General features: G+C 45.0%; 12 protein-coding genes. 4 read left to right on the top strand and 8 right to left on the bottom strand.

What is annotated here, in order from left to right; genetic code table 11:
- The first annotated feature begins 1 nt into the window (after position 1).
- The 3 genes from ACAW87_RS05785 (at position 2) to ACAW87_RS05775 (ending at position 4,943) form a co-directional block, all read left to right on the top strand.
- Positions 2 to 451 (top strand): RES family NAD+ phosphorylase, encoded by a 450-nt coding sequence (locus ACAW87_RS05785; RefSeq protein WP_370722210.1) that lies wholly within the window; start codon positions 2 to 4, stop codon positions 449 to 451.
- Between the two features lie 318 nt (positions 452 to 769).
- Positions 770 to 3,307, top strand: coding sequence for a DNA gyrase subunit A (gene gyrA / locus ACAW87_RS05780; RefSeq protein WP_370722209.1), 2,538 nt, complete (start codon positions 770 to 772; stop codon positions 3,305 to 3,307).
- Positions 3,308 to 3,437: 130 nt separating this feature from the next.
- A complete protein-coding gene (locus ACAW87_RS05775; RefSeq protein WP_370722208.1) occupies positions 3,438 to 4,943 on the top strand; it encodes a tetratricopeptide repeat protein in 1,506 nt (501 codons plus the stop codon).
- Between the two features lie 246 nt (positions 4,944 to 5,189).
- Here the strand turns inward: ACAW87_RS05775 and ACAW87_RS05770 are convergent, their stop codons facing one another.
- The 3 genes from ACAW87_RS05770 to ACAW87_RS05760 form a co-directional block, all read right to left on the bottom strand.
- The gene (locus tag ACAW87_RS05770) at positions 5,190 to 6,203 is read right to left on the bottom strand and encodes a YncE family protein (protein ID WP_370722207.1); all 1,014 of its coding nucleotides are present in this window, start codon (positions 6,201 to 6,203) and stop codon (positions 5,190 to 5,192) included.
- 161 nt (positions 6,204 to 6,364) lie between these two features.
- Complete coding sequence (locus tag ACAW87_RS05765; protein ID WP_370722206.1) at positions 6,365 to 6,817, bottom strand: helix-turn-helix transcriptional regulator; 453 nt, start codon at positions 6,815 to 6,817, stop codon at positions 6,365 to 6,367.
- A gap of 142 nt (positions 6,818 to 6,959) precedes the next feature.
- Positions 6,960 to 7,787, bottom strand: coding sequence for a 2,3,4,5-tetrahydropyridine-2,6-dicarboxylate N-succinyltransferase (locus tag ACAW87_RS05760; protein ID WP_370722205.1), 828 nt, complete (start codon positions 7,785 to 7,787; stop codon positions 6,960 to 6,962).
- A gap of 1,386 nt (positions 7,788 to 9,173) precedes the next feature.
- Here ACAW87_RS05760 and gap point away from each other — a divergent pair.
- Positions 9,174 to 10,169, top strand: coding sequence for a type I glyceraldehyde-3-phosphate dehydrogenase (gene gap / locus ACAW87_RS05755; protein ID WP_370722204.1), 996 nt, complete (start codon positions 9,174 to 9,176; stop codon positions 10,167 to 10,169).
- A 41-nt stretch (positions 10,170 to 10,210) separates the two neighbouring features.
- Here gap and trmB read toward each other — a convergent pair whose 3' ends face one another.
- The 5 genes from trmB to ACAW87_RS05730 form a co-directional block, all read right to left on the bottom strand.
- On the bottom strand, positions 10,211 to 10,879 hold the full coding sequence (gene trmB, locus ACAW87_RS05750; RefSeq protein ID WP_370722203.1) for a tRNA (guanosine(46)-N7)-methyltransferase TrmB: 669 nt from the start codon (positions 10,877 to 10,879) through the stop codon (positions 10,211 to 10,213).
- A gap of 5 nt (positions 10,880 to 10,884) precedes the next feature.
- Positions 10,885 to 12,189 (bottom strand): bifunctional folylpolyglutamate synthase/dihydrofolate synthase, encoded by a 1,305-nt coding sequence (locus ACAW87_RS05745; RefSeq protein ID WP_370722202.1) that lies wholly within the window; start codon positions 12,187 to 12,189, stop codon positions 10,885 to 10,887.
- A 3-nt stretch (positions 12,190 to 12,192) separates the two neighbouring features.
- On the bottom strand, positions 12,193 to 13,131 hold the full coding sequence (locus ACAW87_RS05740) for a hypothetical protein (protein ID WP_370722201.1): 939 nt from the start codon (positions 13,129 to 13,131) through the stop codon (positions 12,193 to 12,195).
- Between the two features lie 136 nt (positions 13,132 to 13,267).
- A complete protein-coding gene (locus ACAW87_RS05735) occupies positions 13,268 to 14,452 on the bottom strand; it encodes an HU domain-containing protein (protein ID WP_370722200.1) in 1,185 nt (394 codons plus the stop codon).
- A 16-nt stretch (positions 14,453 to 14,468) separates the two neighbouring features.
- Entirely contained in the window at positions 14,469 to 16,130 is a 1,662-nt protein-coding gene (locus tag ACAW87_RS05730; protein WP_370722199.1) for a TonB-dependent receptor, read from the bottom strand.
- Position 16,131 lies beyond the last annotated feature (1 nt).

Genomic DNA, 16,131 nt, shown 5'->3' with positions numbered 1-16,131 from the left:
CGTGGAAGTATATCGAATTACCCGGGCCATTTATACCGATAAACTAGTTGCATCAGGCGGTGTGGCCCGCTGGAATACGCGGGGGCGGTTTGTGATATACACGGCTGGCAGCCGTGCATTGGCCTGTCTGGAAAACGTGGTTCACCGCAGTGGTGAAGGCCTACAGGAACTATTTAGGGTTATGGTTATAAACGTACCTGATGTACTACCTGTTGAGGTTGTTTCATTGGCAGAATTGCCGATGGATTGGGCTGATTATCAGAATTACGACATCTGTCAGCAGATTGGTGAGCAGTGGCTTAAGCGAGGTATTGCACCGGTGTTACGAGTGCCATCGGCCATTGTACCGCAAGAATGGAATTACCTGCTAAATCCTGCCCATTCTTCTTTCACTCAAATTGAGTTGCTTCGTACTGAAGCGTTTGCGTTTGACCCTCGTTTAAAAGCGTAAAAATTATTGTCTTTAAGCTACTTAGCAGGCAATTCTGGCAAACCAGAGTTGGCCAATAAAGTGTAGAATTATCTTCTTTCTGGGATACTATTTTAGATAGCGAACAATTGTATTTCAGTAAGAACATAGGTATGTTCCACGGCTTATAAATTTACGTTGGAGTGTGGTTCGTAAAATAGGTGTATACGCCTTTAGAACCTTGATTTGAGGGTTTGTTTTCACTGTTTGCCGAAAATTTTGTATATTTGTGTATAGCCCTTCCGTGTGAAACGGTACGGGTAAAAATTGCAAATTTTCGCGAAATTCCCCCTTCCGTTTATGGCAGAACAGACTCCCGAAATGGAGAACCCTAACAGCATCGTTCCGATTAATATTGAGGACGAAATGCGCGGGGCATACATCGACTATTCGATGTCAGTCATCATCTCACGGGCTTTGCCTGATGTGCGTGATGGTCTCAAACCCGTTCACCGCCGCGTATTGTTTGGCATGGCTGAACTGGGTGTTAACTACAACAAACCACACAAAAAATCAGCCCGTATTGTTGGCGAGGTATTGGGTAAATACCACCCGCATGGCGACTCATCGGTGTATGATACCATGGTTCGTATGGCCCAGGACTGGTCATTGCGTTACCCGATGGTTGATGGTCAGGGTAACTTTGGTTCAGTAGACGGTGATTCGCCGGCAGCCATGCGTTATACAGAGGCGCGTCTGAAACGGATTGCTGACGAAATGCTGGGCGATATCTATAAAGAAACGGTTGACTTTCAGCCCAATTTCGATGATTCGCTGGAAGAGCCAACCGTTATGCCGGCCAAACTGCCCAACCTGCTCTTGAATGGCTCGTCGGGTATTGCGGTAGGTATGGCTACGAACATGGCCCCGCACAACCTGATTGAGGTTGTTGACGGTATAACCGCCTTTTTGGATGATCCCGAAATTACCATCGATGAACTGATCAAGTTTGTGGTGGCTCCCGATTTTCCAACGGGTGGTACCATCTTTGGTATGAGCGGGGTTCATTCCGCGTTTCATACGGGTCGTGGCCGGGTCGTTATCCGTGCTAATGCAACTATCGAAGAAAACCGAGGCAAGACGCAGATTATCGTAACGGAAATTCCGTACATGGTCAACAAGTCGGTGATGCTCGAAAAAACCGCTGATCTGATTAACGAGAAAAAAATTGAAGGTATATCGGCTTTCCGTGATGAGTCAGATCGGGATGGAATGCGGGTAGTGTACGATATTAAACGGGATGCCAATGCCAGTGTGGTGTTGAACAACCTGTATAAGCATACAGCCTTGCAGTCGTCGTTCAGTATTAATAACGTAGCACTGGTAAAAGGGCGGCCTATGATTCTGAACCTCAAAGACATGATGCGCTATTATGTAGAGCATCGCTATGAGGTAATTACACGACGTACCCAGTATGAATTACGCGAAGCGGAAAAGCGGGCGCATATTCTGTTAGGTCTGCTTATCGCTCTCGACAACATCGATGCAGTCATCGAACTGATTCGTTCGTCGAAAGATGCCGAGGTGGCTAAGAATGGCCTGATCGAGAAATTTGCCTTGTCAGAAATTCAGGCGAAAGCCATTCTGGAAATGCGTCTCCAGCGGTTAACCGGTTTGGAGCGTGCCAAAATTCAGTCTGAGTACGATGAGTTGATGCGTGATATCGCTGACTATAACGATATTTTGGCCCGGGATGAGCGTAAGAAACAAATCATCAAGGAAGAACTCGCTGACTTACGGAGTCGTTTTGGTGATCCGCGACGTACCCAGATTAATGCTCTGGGTGATGGTGATCTTGACGATTTATCGTTGATCGATGATGAGGAGATGATCATTACGATCTCGCACGAGGGGTACATCAAACGTACGGCCCTAACCGAGTATCGTCAGCAGGGGAGGGGTACAAAAGGGTCGAAAGGTGCTTCGTCGAAAGATGGTGACTTCACTGAATTCCTGTACTCAGCTACCATGCACAATACGTTGCTGATCTTCACACAGAAGGGACGCATGTACTGGCTACCTGTTTACAAACTTCAGGAAGGAGCTCGTGACGCCAAAGGTAAACCACTGCCAAACTATATTCAGATCGATAGTGATGATAAAGTTCGGGCGGTAATCAATGTCAAAAACCTGGACGATCCTGACTATACCAAGAATAACTTTATTGTTATGTGTACAGAGCAGGGAACCATCAAGAAAACCTTGTTGGAAGCTTACTCGAATGTGCGTAGGACGGGTATTATTGCCATTACCATTGACCAGAGCGATCGGTTACTGGATGTGGTGATGACCAATGGCGACAATGATCTTGTTATTGCGTCTAGGGCTGGAAAGGCTGTTCGTTTCCATGAAACCCGGGTACGTCCGATGGGGCGTACGGCAGCCGGTGTAAAAGGGATCACCCTTGACGACGAAGCTGATGATGATCGCGTAATTGGGATGGTTTGCATTGGCCGACCTGACGCTCAGTTACTCGTTATCTCTGAAAATGGCTATGGAAAGCGATCGCCTATTGATGAGTACCGGGTTACTAACCGTGGCGCTAAAGGCGTAGGGACGTTGAAAATAACTGAGAAGGTAGGTGCCTTGGTTGGTATTCTGCAGGCATCGGATAGTGACGACTTGATGGTTATCAACCGATCGGGTATTTTACTGCGTACGCCGGTACAGGCTATTAACGTGATTGGCCGTAATACGCAGGGTGTTCGGATCATAAAACTACGCGAAGGCGACGCTATCTCGTCGGTAATGACTGTTTTGCGCGACGAAACAGAAGTAGCTGAAGAGGCAACCGAAGCTATTGATACAGAAGGTCCAGCACCGGAAGTTACTGAATAAGCGGTAGATAGCCGATACTAAAGTGTTTTTCAGGAGCCTTCGGATTAAACCGGAGGCTCTTTTTTCTGTCTAAATGCCGGGTGAAATGTGTATTTTCGCCCAATTGTTGAACAAAACTAAGTAAGACTACATGGCACATCAAACGATGGCACATTCCATGACACATTCCGTGAAAACCATGATGGCCGTATCGGCAGCTACACTGCTATCAGTGTCAGCTATGGCCCAAAACAAAGCGCTTTTGTTCAAGGAACAAGGTGCGCTTGACAAAGCTAAAACCGAAATTGATAACAACGTCAATGACCCGAAATTGGCAAATAAAGCCAAGACGTGGGTTGCACGGGCGCAGATTTATGAGGCGTTGGCAAATGATACAAAGGCCGCTGCTTTAGATTCAAATGCAGCTATGGTCGCCTATGACTCGTACAAGAAAGCGTTGGAAGTAGAGCCTAATGGCAAGATGACCAAAGAGGTTACTGAGGCCATGAATGGACAGATGTTGTATTCTGCGATGATGAATCAGGGTATTCGTCGGTATCAGGCGAAGAACTTCGATGATGCCTACACGGCCATGACGTTGGCGTCGACAATCAATGCGAAAGACACTACTGCGCCGATGTATGCGGGTATCAGTGCTCAGCAAGCCATGTCGGCAAAAGGAGAGGGTGCCAACCGTGCTGATTATATGACCAAGACCAAGCAGCAATTTGAAAAATACGCTGAAAATGGTGGTCGTGATGTTACGATATGGGCTAGCCTGGCGCAGATGTATAACAGCGACAAAGAGGTTGATAAAGCACTGGGTACGTTAGATCGTGCAATGAAGCTATTCCCAAGCAACCGTGACCTTGGTACCACCCGTGTGAGTATCCTGCAATCATCAGGTCGTATGGATGAGGCTATCACAAGCATGAAAGAGTTGTATGAGAAAAACCCAAGTGATGCTCAGTCAGCGGTGAATCTTGGTATCATGTATGACAACAACGCGCAGAATTTGTCTGCCGATGCCAAGAAAGCAACAGATGAGGCAAAGAAGGGAGCTAAATTGACCAAGAAGATGGCTGATGAGAAAGCTGTGTTGGATACCTACATGAGCGAAATTGCCCGTCTGACTGCTGCCATTAAAAAGCAACCTAAAAGCGCTGAATTGAAGCGTCAATTGGGCGAGGTTCAGGGAAGAATTGCTGAGCAGAAGGGAAAGATGGCTGAGATTGACAAGCAGATGAAAGAAGAAGCGTCGAAAGGCGTTGATGCTGTAGCATTGCAGACTAAAGCTACTGAGTTGACTAAAAAGGCTAACGAAACGAAAGCAATGGCCCGTGATTATTATAAGAAAGCCCTTGCCGCCGATGCGAATAACTTCGAAGCAAACTTCAACACAGGTGTTGGTATTTTCAACGACGCTGTTGAGATGAAGAGTGAAGTTGATAATATGAGCATGGCTGAGTATAGCAAAAGTGGCAAAGAAGTTGAAGGTCGCGTTTGCGGAAAATTCAAACAGGCGTTGCCTTATTTCCAGAAAGCTAAATCAGTTAATGCCAATGACTCAGTACTTAACAGTACGTTGGAGCAAGTCGAAGGTATTCTGAAGCAGTTTGAAGAGAAGAAAGTAGCTTGTGTAACTCCAGGCAACTAAGTTGAAGAGAGGAAGGCTAGTACAGCCTTCCTCTCTTTTTAAGATTATTACTTAACATAATATAAATTATACAACTAAATATATACGAGTACTGTGGGTTATAGAAAGAGCATATTCACGTGAAACGTTAATGTATTACTAGAGAGGTAGTTAACTAAAAAACCCGCCATATGGTCAGTATAACGGGTTTTTAAAATAGCAATAGACTGTATTTCCTGTAAAACGTTGTGAGCAAGCCAAGTTGGCTCACTTAAAGTAAAAGCCGTTAGGAACAAAGCCGACAGCAACTGAATCGATGCGAACGCCGGATGGCTGAAAACGCCGAATTACGGCGTTCCTGGTAGAATCGCGTGTGTAGCCGCCATAAATGATCCCTGTGGCCGGATCAACACCAAGGCCAGTAAATGGCTGGTTAATGAGAGGTTTATCCACTGAAATAGAACTGGCGTTGACGGAGCTGGTATATACAGCTCCTTTTAACAGAAAGTAAAAGCGATTGCTGGCCGAATGGAAAACCAGGTTGGAAGGGTTACCGGAAATAGGTCGACCGCCAATACTAACACGGCTCACCACCTGACGGGTTACCGGGTTAATTCGTACTATTTCTGCGGTGGTCATTCCTCCTGCATTTAGCCGTGTGGGTCGGCCGCTGCAAAGCACATGAATCAATCCTCCTGTCGGATCATAAACAACTGATGTGGGTACGTCACCAACAGGAATAGAAGCTACAACCTGATCGGTAGAAGTATTGATAACTGAAACGGTATTGCCAATGATTGCCCCGCCTGAGTTAGCCACGAATAGTTGATCCCCGACAACCGCCATCTGCTCGGGTCCTTGACCTACCGAAATCTGTTTAATTACTTTTCTGTCGGCCAGACTGACAACCGCCACTCCGGGAGCCATGGTTTTACCACCCCAATAACTAACGTATCCTTTCAGGATGAATCCACTTTGTGGTGGGCCAGGTACCATGTACCGACATTGCTCTACTCCTTCATCAATAACAGCAATGCTCCGAAAAGTGCTGTTCTCAATAACCTCAACCTTATCGTTGGTACTAACCAGCAAATAACCCTTGCCCTCTATCTCTTGGTACGAACGTAGAAGGTCGCCAAGGCTTCTACCGTTTGTATTGGCGAAGATGTTGGTAGAAACACGGTTGTCCTCAGGAGAAATGAAACTGACTGAGGCATTACTCCTACCTGCCTGGCCCGCTTCCAGAACAACTACGCCGTGTTCATAGGGTTCGGTTCGCAAAGGTTCGGTAATGGAACAACTGTAGAGAACAGGTAGCCAGGTAAGTCCTAAAGTATGTAATAGTAATCTTTTAAACGGGTTCATAACTGATAAACGAATTGAAAAGGCTAGTTGGCAAGAATTGGAAATAAAAGGTACAATTTTATTCAAGTCCCCCCAACTCAAAGAGCAGGTGTGTATTCTTTGAATGTCCCGTCTGTATAAAAGATTAAGATACGATCAATTGTATGTTTAGCCAGAATGTCTTGTTTTGGAATGGTCGTTTTTCTATCATCTGTCGTCGAAATATCTTCAGATATAGCAGGTATCGTAACGGATGATGATGAGCTACTATTTGCAATAGGTTGGCGGGGAGCACGAGTTACAGTAGTGATTTGAGGCACTTCAGTATGATGATCGTCGGTTGACAATTGTAAGTCGGAATCAAGGAACCACTCATATGTAAATTCAGGAAAGCGACGTACAATTTTCTGAATGATATCAAGGCTGGGTCTGTTTCTGCCGGAAAGGATATGCGAAATGCTGGATCGTTGAACTCCGATGTCATCTGCCAGGTAAGAGGGAGATAAATTCTTGATAGTCAGCACTTGTTTAATTTTGTCATTTATTGACATCTGTGTATTTGATTAGGATTGTTACTAATGTAAATCATAATAATGTAAATATACAAATGTCAATCTGTAGAACAAAGAATAGCCCTGGATTACATTTGTAAAACAGGGCTATTGAAATTAACAAGAGCGAACTTATACAATGTTAAACTGCTACATTGTTCTCCCTTAATGCTTCATTAAGCGAAGTTTTTAAATCGGTAGAAGCCTTTCGCTGCCCGATGATTAGCGCACAGGGAACTTGAAAATTTCCTGCAGGGAATTCCTTGGTGTAGCTACCCGGGATAACAACCGAATTAGCAGGCACGAACCCTTTATATTCTACTGGTTGGTTACCTGTAACATCGATTACTTTAGAAGAGCCGGTAATGGTAACGCCAGCTCCAAGAACGGCTTTCGCGCCAATTCTGGCACCTTCAACAACAATGCAGCGTGAGCCGATAAAGGCTCCGTCTTCAATAATAACCGGAGCTGCCTGGGGTGGCTCCAAAACACCGCCAATACCTACGCCACCGCTCAGATGCACGTCGCTGCCAATCTGAGCGCAGCTTCCTACTGTGGCCCAAGTATCGACCATTGTACGCTCTCCAACGTAGGCTCCGATATTCACATAAGACGGCATCAAAATAGCGCCGGGTGCCAGGTACGCACCATGGCGGATAGTGGCTGGTGGTACGACACGCACACCCGCTTCGGCGAAGCCTGACTTAAGGGGAATTTTATCGTTAAAAGAAAAAATACCAACCTCTTCAGGTTTCATTGTCTGACTGACGAAGTAGAGTAGGATAGCTTTCTTTATCCACTCATTGACGATCCACTCCCCCCCTGCTTCACCGTCGACTGGCTGTGCTACACGTAGCTTCCCGTCATTCAAATCTTGTATTACATCGTCAATAATGGCTTTGTAAGTTGGATCAAGCAAGAGCGAACGATCTGTCCAAATCTCAAGAATCTGAGCTATTTTGTTACTCATAATAGAAAGTTAAACTTTATTAATGTGGTATTAACTAGTTGAAAATCACCAGTATTAACTTTCGTCGCATTTTTATAAGCAAATTAAATTTTGTCATAAAAATGGAGGAGCTAATAATCAAAGTCAAATCTATTTAATATGACATGACAAGGCGATTACAACCTGCGTGTAAATATAAGACGATTACTTTTTAGTCTATTTGAATGCGTCTGGTTGTGTTCAAATTGGGCGTCGATTAAAGCATTGATATTGACTTTTTGGGTGATCCGGTCAATAGTATTGAGACCTATTATGGGTTTTATTGATGCGTGAACAGATCGGATTTATTCAGTAGGTCAGGATCGGTCGTTTACGGGTGAAGACATCATCGTCTGGTTTCTCAAGAAGATCTGTGGTCATTACCGTAAACGTGATTTACTCATCATTTGGGATGGTGCTTCTATTCGTTGAAGCGAGCCCAGTCAAAGCCTTCTGAAGCAGTTACCCGGTCGAGCGTATTTAGAGTCGTTACGTGTTTATAGTCCAGAGCGGTCTGCTGGCGCGGTTGAATCCGGTCGAACTGGTCTGGAATCAGTTAAAGGGTAAGCTGAAAAATTAAGTATCTTTTTCATTATAGGATTTTATGAAAGTATTTGGGAGTAACTCCACATCTTTGAGAAAGAGCGGAAAAAAGAGATTGGCATCCTTACTGACTAATTCACGCACCAATAATAAGTTGAAGACGGGAGATGATGATGATGTTTTAGTAGAAGTTATATGATGTATTTCGAGATGATTTTAAGAACCTAGGTTTATGGGCGGAGTTTAAAATATTGTACAGGTCAGTCTATGTGCAAGCATGCAATCAACAATAGATATCAGAGAATTGGCAAGATGGTTACATTATTTGGACGTTGAGAGTATAGTTGGATAGTTAATTCCGGAAGGTGAATAGAGGAATTCATAAGTAGTATATATAAAACGATAGTAATTGGTTTTCAAAGCAAAGGTGTTTATTGATGTGCGTGACAGTTATCTCCAAAGCAGGTCCCCTCCTTTTAAGATCTATAAACAACAAGAAGTTGTTATTAGCAAATATCATTAGCAATTCGATTCGTCTATTTTAGTTTTGTTAAATCATATTAGCAACATTATTAGCATGTTCTTATATTTGATAATTTTCTTGCAAAATACTTGCGGATTTTAGGTAAAAAATAAAAAAATTTGGCAAAAAACTCATATATTGGCTATTTATAGTAGCATATGTTTAGTTTTACTAATACGCTTTTACTATTTACTAAATCAGTTTGCTAAAGCATCGGCTTTTAAGTCTTTTTGCTAAATGGCTCTCAATGTCACATAGCTACCCTATCTTTGGGGTGTTAACCAAACCTGTTTGCATAACGAATGGCAACCATTAAAGTAGCTATTAACGGATTTGGACGCATTGGCCGTCTATCATTCCGCAGATTATTGGAAAAGGAAAACATTGAAGTAGTAGCGATCAATGACCTTACCGATAACGCCACATTGGCTCATCTTCTTAAATATGACTCTGTTCACGGCCGTTTTCCAGGACAAGTAACAGCAGACGCAGATAGCATCACCGTAAATGGTAAGCGGATCAATGCCTATGCCGAACGCGACCCTAAACTACTGCCCTGGAAAGAATTAGGAGTAGACGTTGTGTTAGAATCAACAGGACGTTTTGTAGATGAAGCCGGAGCTGGCCAACACCTACAGGCAGGTTGTAAGAAAGTAGTAATTTCAGCCCCTGCCAAAGGAAATATCCCAACAGTAGTATTAGGTGTTAATGACAATATCCTGACAGGCTCAGAAACTATTATCTCCAACGCATCTTGTACAACTAACTGTCTTGCTCCGATGGCAAAAGTCCTTGACGATAACTTCGGTATCGAAAAAGGATTTATGACTACGATTCACGCTTACACAGCTGACCAGAATCTACACGATGCTCCGCACTCAGATCTTCGTCGGGCACGTGCCGCTGCTTTGTCTATAGTTCCTACATCTACAGGGGCTGCTAAAGCTGTTGGTTTAGTACTACCACATCTGAAAGGAAAATTGGACGGTAACGCCATGCGTGTACCAACACCAGACGGATCACTAACCGATCTATCTGTAATTCTGAAGCGCGAAGTAACAGCTGAGGAAATCAACGCTGTCATGAAGCAGGCAGCCGAGACCACCATGAAAGGTATTCTCGAATTCGCTACCGACGAACTTGTCTCTATCGATATCGTCGGCAATCCTCACTCATGCATATTCGATTCCAAGCTAACTACCTCAATGGGTAACTTTGCTAAAGTGGTAGGATGGTATGATAATGAGTACGGCTACTCTAGTCGCGTTGCAGACCTTATGGTACGGTTATTTAACTAGTCATTCCAAAACGAAATTACCTGAAAGGGGCTGGCAGTAATCTAAACGCCAGCCCCTTTCAGGCTTTGAAGATAATTTATAGAATGTCCCTTCGCGTAAAACATGGCCTCATACTTCGTTTTTATACCGAGGTGAATATCATTAAGTGGAGACTCGTACAAATCCTTAGTCGACGCAAGGATGGTATAACCACTCCTCGGAAGTGATTCTAAACTATACTCGAAGAATAGAGAATGATCCGTTTTTAGATGAAGTAATCCATCTGACTTCAATAGTATGTTATACAGAGTGAGAAACGAGGCATAAGTCAGTCGATGTTTCTCCTGCTTATCACGTGGCTGAGGATCAGGAAAAGTAATCCAGATCTCATCCACTTCCCCCTCACTGAAAAATTCGAGCAAATACTGAACGTCCGTCCGTAGAAAAGCAACGTTCGATAAACCCATCTCAATAGCTGATTGAGACCCTCGAGCTATTCGATCACCTTTAATATCGACGCCGATAAAGTTTCGTTCAGGATAGGCTTCAGCTAAACCGACTGTATACTCACCTCGCCCACAACCTAATTCAAGAACAATGGGGTTATCGTTTTTAAAATAATCGGTTAACCATCGTCCCTTAATCGTTGTATAGATAGGCTTACCTCGTTCGATTACATTATCTGCTACTCGATTTTGTTCAAAACGGTACATTTTTCGGCGTCTTGCCATAACACTCAAAGGGAATTTAATTCGGCAACTACATAAGTACTGCCCGTGATAAGAATAAGATCAGTTACTTCTGCGTCATCAAGCGCGGCAACAAGCGCATCATTAACCGTTGTGTATACTGTACCGACTAAACCAATAAGAGTAGCCTGATTTAACAACTCAGAAGCAGGCAGAGCCCTCAGCGAATCCGCCTGGCAAAAATAATAGATCGCATTTGCCGGTAATAGCTTTAATACAGCCAACACATCTTTATCCCGTACAAAACCAACCACAATCCGTAGAGAAGAAAATGGCATGGTTTGAACGGTATCCAACAATGCCGTAATACCGGGTTTGTTGTGAGCCGTATCAGCGATAACCGTTGGGGTAGACTGTAACTGTTGAAAACGACCTTTAAGCTTAGTTTGTGCCACAACTAACGCACAGCCTGTTTTAATGGCTTGTACAGAAACTGGCACAAGATTTCCGGCAGCCTCAATCGTCGACAATACCGTCTTGAGATTATGGAGCTGGTACAATCCGATCAGTGGCAATTGAATCTGAAAAGGCTCCAATAACCGTCCATCAGCTTCAGATAACGCTGAGCAAATTACCGTTCTTACGCCCTCCCTAACGCCTCCGTCCACAAGATCCCAGGACTGATCAGCAAATTCGATTGAGGCCTGATTGGCTAATGCCTTGTCAATGAATACCGGAGCTGTTTCCGGATTAGTTTCACCGATAACTACAGGTACGTTCTGTTTGATTATACCAGCTTTCTCGGCAGCAATCAGGGGAAGTGTATCACCCAACACATCAACATGATCCCAACCGATGTTTGTAATTACACTAACTATGGGAGTGATGATATTAGTCGAGTCAAGCCTCCCTCCCAGCCCAACTTCTACAATAGCCAGATCGACTTGCTGACGGGCAAAGAAGTCGAACGCCATAGCCACAGTAACCTCAAAAAAGGAAGGCTGAATCTCCTCGATGATGACTTTTTGACCGACGACGAAATTAACTACCTCCACTTCCGGGATAGGTTCTCCATTTATACGAATACGCTCAGTAAATGACTGTAGATGTGGTGATGTGTAAAGACCAACCTTATAACCGGCCGATTGATAAATACTGGCCAATAAGTGAGACGTACTGCCTTTCCCATTTGTACCACCCACATGAATACTACGGAATTTATGCTGTGGATTCTCCAGCACATCACACAGTGCCAACACATTGGCAAAGCCGGGTTTATAAGCAGAAACGCCCACCCGGTGAAAAACGGGCAGGCGATCGTATAGGTACGAGAGAGCCTCGTGATAAGTCATACGCTAATTAGCACTAATTGAGATCGTTAAGGTACCTGTTGACAGCTCGGAGGGCGTTACTGAGCCTTTAGGACGCAATTTGAACCGCATTACTTGACGCCGATAAAAACTTTCGACCGAAGGACTAACCGTTTGCTGTAAGGGCCGGGCCGAAACAATGTTGCCATCACTATCTACACGGATCTGGTAAACGATTTTGCCACTATCATCCGAATCATCTTTTTCCAGCTTATTATTTCCAAAAGCCCAGCCAGACACATTAAGCGCCAAACCACTTTTGCCACCCCCCGGTTTACCATAAAATTCTTTGGCATTGATATTACCTTCAGGATTACCCTTATCACCTACTCCCGACTTATCATCACCATTGTTATTGCCACCAGTACCGGATGCCCGGCCATTAGTACCATTAGACCCTGCCACGCCCGAAGACCGTTTGTACAAGGCGCTCGGATCAACAGTCTCTACTTTTTTAACGGGCTCGGCACGGGGCGGGGCGGGACTAGACTTGGGTGAAGTCGCTTCAGGACGCTTCGTGTCAGGTCTCTCTGCTACACTCACCGGACTTTCAGAACGGCTGGTAATTACTGGCTTTTCAGCAGGGGCCTTAGACGTCTTCACATCGGGCGTACGAGTAGTAGGCGCTACCGGGGTTCGCTCGACACGGGGCGTTGTAGTCACTTTAGGATCAGGACGATCTTCTGATTTTTTTACGTTCTCGGCCCGAGGCGACGGATTAGGTTTATTATAGGTCTGAACCGAACCACTGCCAACATTCGACGTACCAAAGTTTACCTCAACATACTCTACAGGAGGCGGGTTTGGCGTAGTACTCGACAGCGTTACCAGAAAGAGAATGATCAACAGGCCTACCGTTGACACCGTCGCAAACGCAAGAGCAACAGTACGGGCTTCGGTTTCGTTTTCGTACGCAATACGCATAAGTAAGCATCGGCTGTTTGTACCGATTTATCTTCTAACGATTATCAAAAGGCTTTCGTTATGTGAGTAATCGCACAAACATAAAAAAAGGCGACCACAAGGCCACCTTTTAAGTTGATCTAAAGAGAAGGTTCACTTAACGATTTCGCATAATAAATGGAGCAATGCCAGTTAATGCAGTCAATGAATCAACCCCTGCTTCGGCCTCACGTAGCGATTCAGCACCAATAGCAGCCACTTTTATCAAACCACGACCCTGCAGTATGTAAGCGTCTGAATAACCAGCCTTCACTAGCAGCTTACGGAAACGAACCGCATTTTGACGGCTGGCAAAGCTTCCGGCGATTACCGTATAATTTGTTTTAGCTTTCGAACCTTCCAATACCAACGGTTCAGGTACGTTCACCCTGGTATCAACTGGCTCGGGCTTACGAACTACAGGCTTTACTACAGCAGTTGGAGTAACAACAACTCGATCTGCCGATGCAGCAGGGGCAATTACCTCAGCTACAGTTGGCTGTTCAACAGTCGCGGCAACCATGGTTTTCACCGGTACAACACGAGTGGGTACAACAGCCGCTTTCTGAACTGATTTTTGAGTCGATTCACCAGACAGGAAAGACGGTAACCGAAATAAGAAGGCCGGATTAAGACTGCTCTGCAAAGGATCTCCAGGACGGATAACCGAGAAATAACTAATCAACCCTAACGAGCCAACCAGCAAAGCAGCAGTAGCCCAACGCCAGGCTATACCCGCGCGGCGAACAGGCATGGTGAGTACCTGACCTTCTTCAGCAACAGACGCCACCCCGGTAGTAGACACGGATGCCACTGCAGGCAACCGACGTACCTCAGCAACAGGCATTGGCTTGACAACGGCAACGGGCTGAGCAAGGTGAACTACTCTATGAGCCAGCACAACTGGTTGCATGCCATAAGCATTCGCCAGAAAATTATGCCGGAGTTCAGGCTCAAACTGAAGGCTGTTCTCCGTGTTGTAAGAGAATAGTCCAAGGCCATCGACAGAAAAACTCCCCCGCAAGCGGACTGTTTCTTTCAGCGTAGTCACAAATAGATCGATGCCGCGCAGTGCTTCTTCACGAGTGATGCCTTCGTGCATCATCACGTAATTTAACAGGATGCCGTCATCGAGCATCAACGCACTGTTGAAGGCAACTTTACGGCGCGGAGGCAGAAATTGACCAGTAGCTTCATTAAAAGAAGCTGATACCGAGTGAATCAGAAACGCGCCCAACGTAGGTACCACAATACAATCATATTGGTACAGCAGCTTCTTCAAGTAATCACCGATAGGTTGCATAGTAGAAAGGGTAAAATCAGAAGGAGTATGAAATTCCTCCGAGAAAGTTAAGACCCTGCACCCGATAATACAAATGGCGCTGGTAAGTTTGACCGAAGATATTATTTAACGAAACAAACGCAGAGACCTGTTTACCAAGGAAATAGTCAATTTTTAGGTTCAGATCATAAATCGCCGGTAGCTTGACAATTTCGTTAGTTATGAAGTTTTTGTTTCGTATTCCAGTGTTCACGTACAGATCTGATGTAATGAACAGTTTTTTGTTCAACGTATAGCTATTGAGCCACTGTACCGTAGCCCGGGGTCTTCCCCAAGCGTCGTCGAGCCGGTCGAGATCATACCGAAACACATCACCTTTCAACGTGGATGTAAAGCGATCGTTGAGCGAATAACCAACCTGTCCCGAAACGGTCAGTACCTGAGCCAGTCCACCATCGTATAGGGCAAAAAACTTAGTCGTATCGGGCCAGGTGTTGTTAATACCGTAAAAATTACGGTAACGGGCATACGATACTTTAGCTTCGTAATTGAAGCCATTGCCGAGTTGTCCCTTAGATCCACCATAGATATCGTATAACTTAATCGTATTGGCCAACACTACATTGGGGGCAAGCCAACGGTTTTCGCTCAACAACGACCGCAGGGTATTTCGAACAATATCGCCATCAACACCGGCAAAAAAGTGAATATTTCCGGTTGGAACCAAATCGACATTGGCAACAGGAAACGCCCTTGTGTTATTAATGCCCAATCGCTTATCGGTTTCGTTCACTGCATTTAGCCCCAAAGTAACTGTCAGTGTAGGCGACGCATACCTGAAAGCCGGGCGTAACCGAAACAAATTCCGATTATCCACTTCCTGATCAGACCGTTGTGTCACGTAGGCATCGGCATTGAGCAGGGCCGTAACCTGATCAGTGATATAGAGTGACGTTTGTAAGTTCGTAGCCCAATCCGTTTCTGATGCACGGTAGCCATCTTTTAGCGTTGTCAGGCTGGTCTTGAGGGCATAATCGAGCGTTTGGTCTTTGCCGTTGTTTTCTATGCCCAGATTGACCCGAAAAGTGCTGAGTTGCTGACGAAGCGAATCCCGATTGGGCACCACTCGATTTCCATCCAGAAACTGGGGGCGGTAGCCATAGAAATAGTAACGTTCCTGCTCATAACCGACTCCACCAGTGAGCTTGAACAAATCAGTATTGTAGGTTCCTTTCAAATCCAGCCTCGTTTCTCGCTGAGCCGAGTTAGCCCCGTCAACCGGACCAATACCGGAACCAAGATGACGGACCGAGGCTTCAACGCCCATACCGGTTTCTGTGGTGAGGCCATAAAAGCCTTCTCCGTAGAACGTATTATAATTACCGGCACCCAATTTAACATAATTACTGAAAGCAGGTGGTACGTCTGCTTTAGTAGCGTTGAGAGGCAGGACGGTTGGCTGAATACGAGGATCACCAATGGTTAGTTTACGGTCCTGAAACTCATACGTTAGCTTTTTAACATCTGTATTCGCCTTCGGTGATGGTATTTTGTTTTGAATTCGGTTAGCTGGAGGTAGTTCAATTCGCCGACTTTTTTCAACCGTTATTTCCTGATTTTCAATCTTTCCAGGCTGTTGCGCATGGGCTACCGACAAGGTAAGCACACTAAGAAACAGCGATTTGTAGGTACGTGACATA

The organism is Fibrella aquatica (genome assembly GCF_041321135.1).
GTDB lineage: Bacteria > Bacteroidota > Bacteroidia > Cytophagales > Spirosomataceae > Fibrella > Fibrella aquatica.
This window is presented reverse-complemented; position numbering and strand designations above follow the sequence as displayed.

Coding starts and splice junctions, on each gene's coding strand:
- ACAW87_RS05760 (WP_370722205.1), bottom strand. CDS start 7,787: ATGAGTAACAAAATAGCTCAGATTCTTGAGATTTGGACAGATCGTTCG.
- ACAW87_RS05735 (WP_370722200.1), bottom strand. CDS start 14,452: ATGCAACCTATCGGTGATTACTTGAAGAAGCTGCTGTACCAATATGAT.
- trmB (WP_370722203.1), bottom strand. CDS start 10,879: ATGGCAAGACGCCGAAAAATGTACCGTTTTGAACAAAATCGAGTAGCA.
- ACAW87_RS05765 (WP_370722206.1), bottom strand. CDS start 6,817: ATGTCAATAAATGACAAAATTAAACAAGTGCTGACTATCAAGAATTTA.
- gyrA (WP_370722209.1), top strand. CDS start 770: ATGGCAGAACAGACTCCCGAAATGGAGAACCCTAACAGCATCGTTCCG.
- gap (WP_370722204.1), top strand. CDS start 9,174: ATGGCAACCATTAAAGTAGCTATTAACGGATTTGGACGCATTGGCCGT.
- ACAW87_RS05740 (WP_370722201.1), bottom strand. CDS start 13,131: ATGCGTATTGCGTACGAAAACGAAACCGAAGCCCGTACTGTTGCTCTT.
- ACAW87_RS05745 (WP_370722202.1), bottom strand. CDS start 12,189: ATGACTTATCACGAGGCTCTCTCGTACCTATACGATCGCCTGCCCGTT.
- ACAW87_RS05730 (WP_370722199.1), bottom strand. CDS start 16,130: ATGTCACGTACCTACAAATCGCTGTTTCTTAGTGTGCTTACCTTGTCG.
- ACAW87_RS05775 (WP_370722208.1), top strand. CDS start 3,438: ATGGCACATCAAACGATGGCACATTCCATGACACATTCCGTGAAAACC.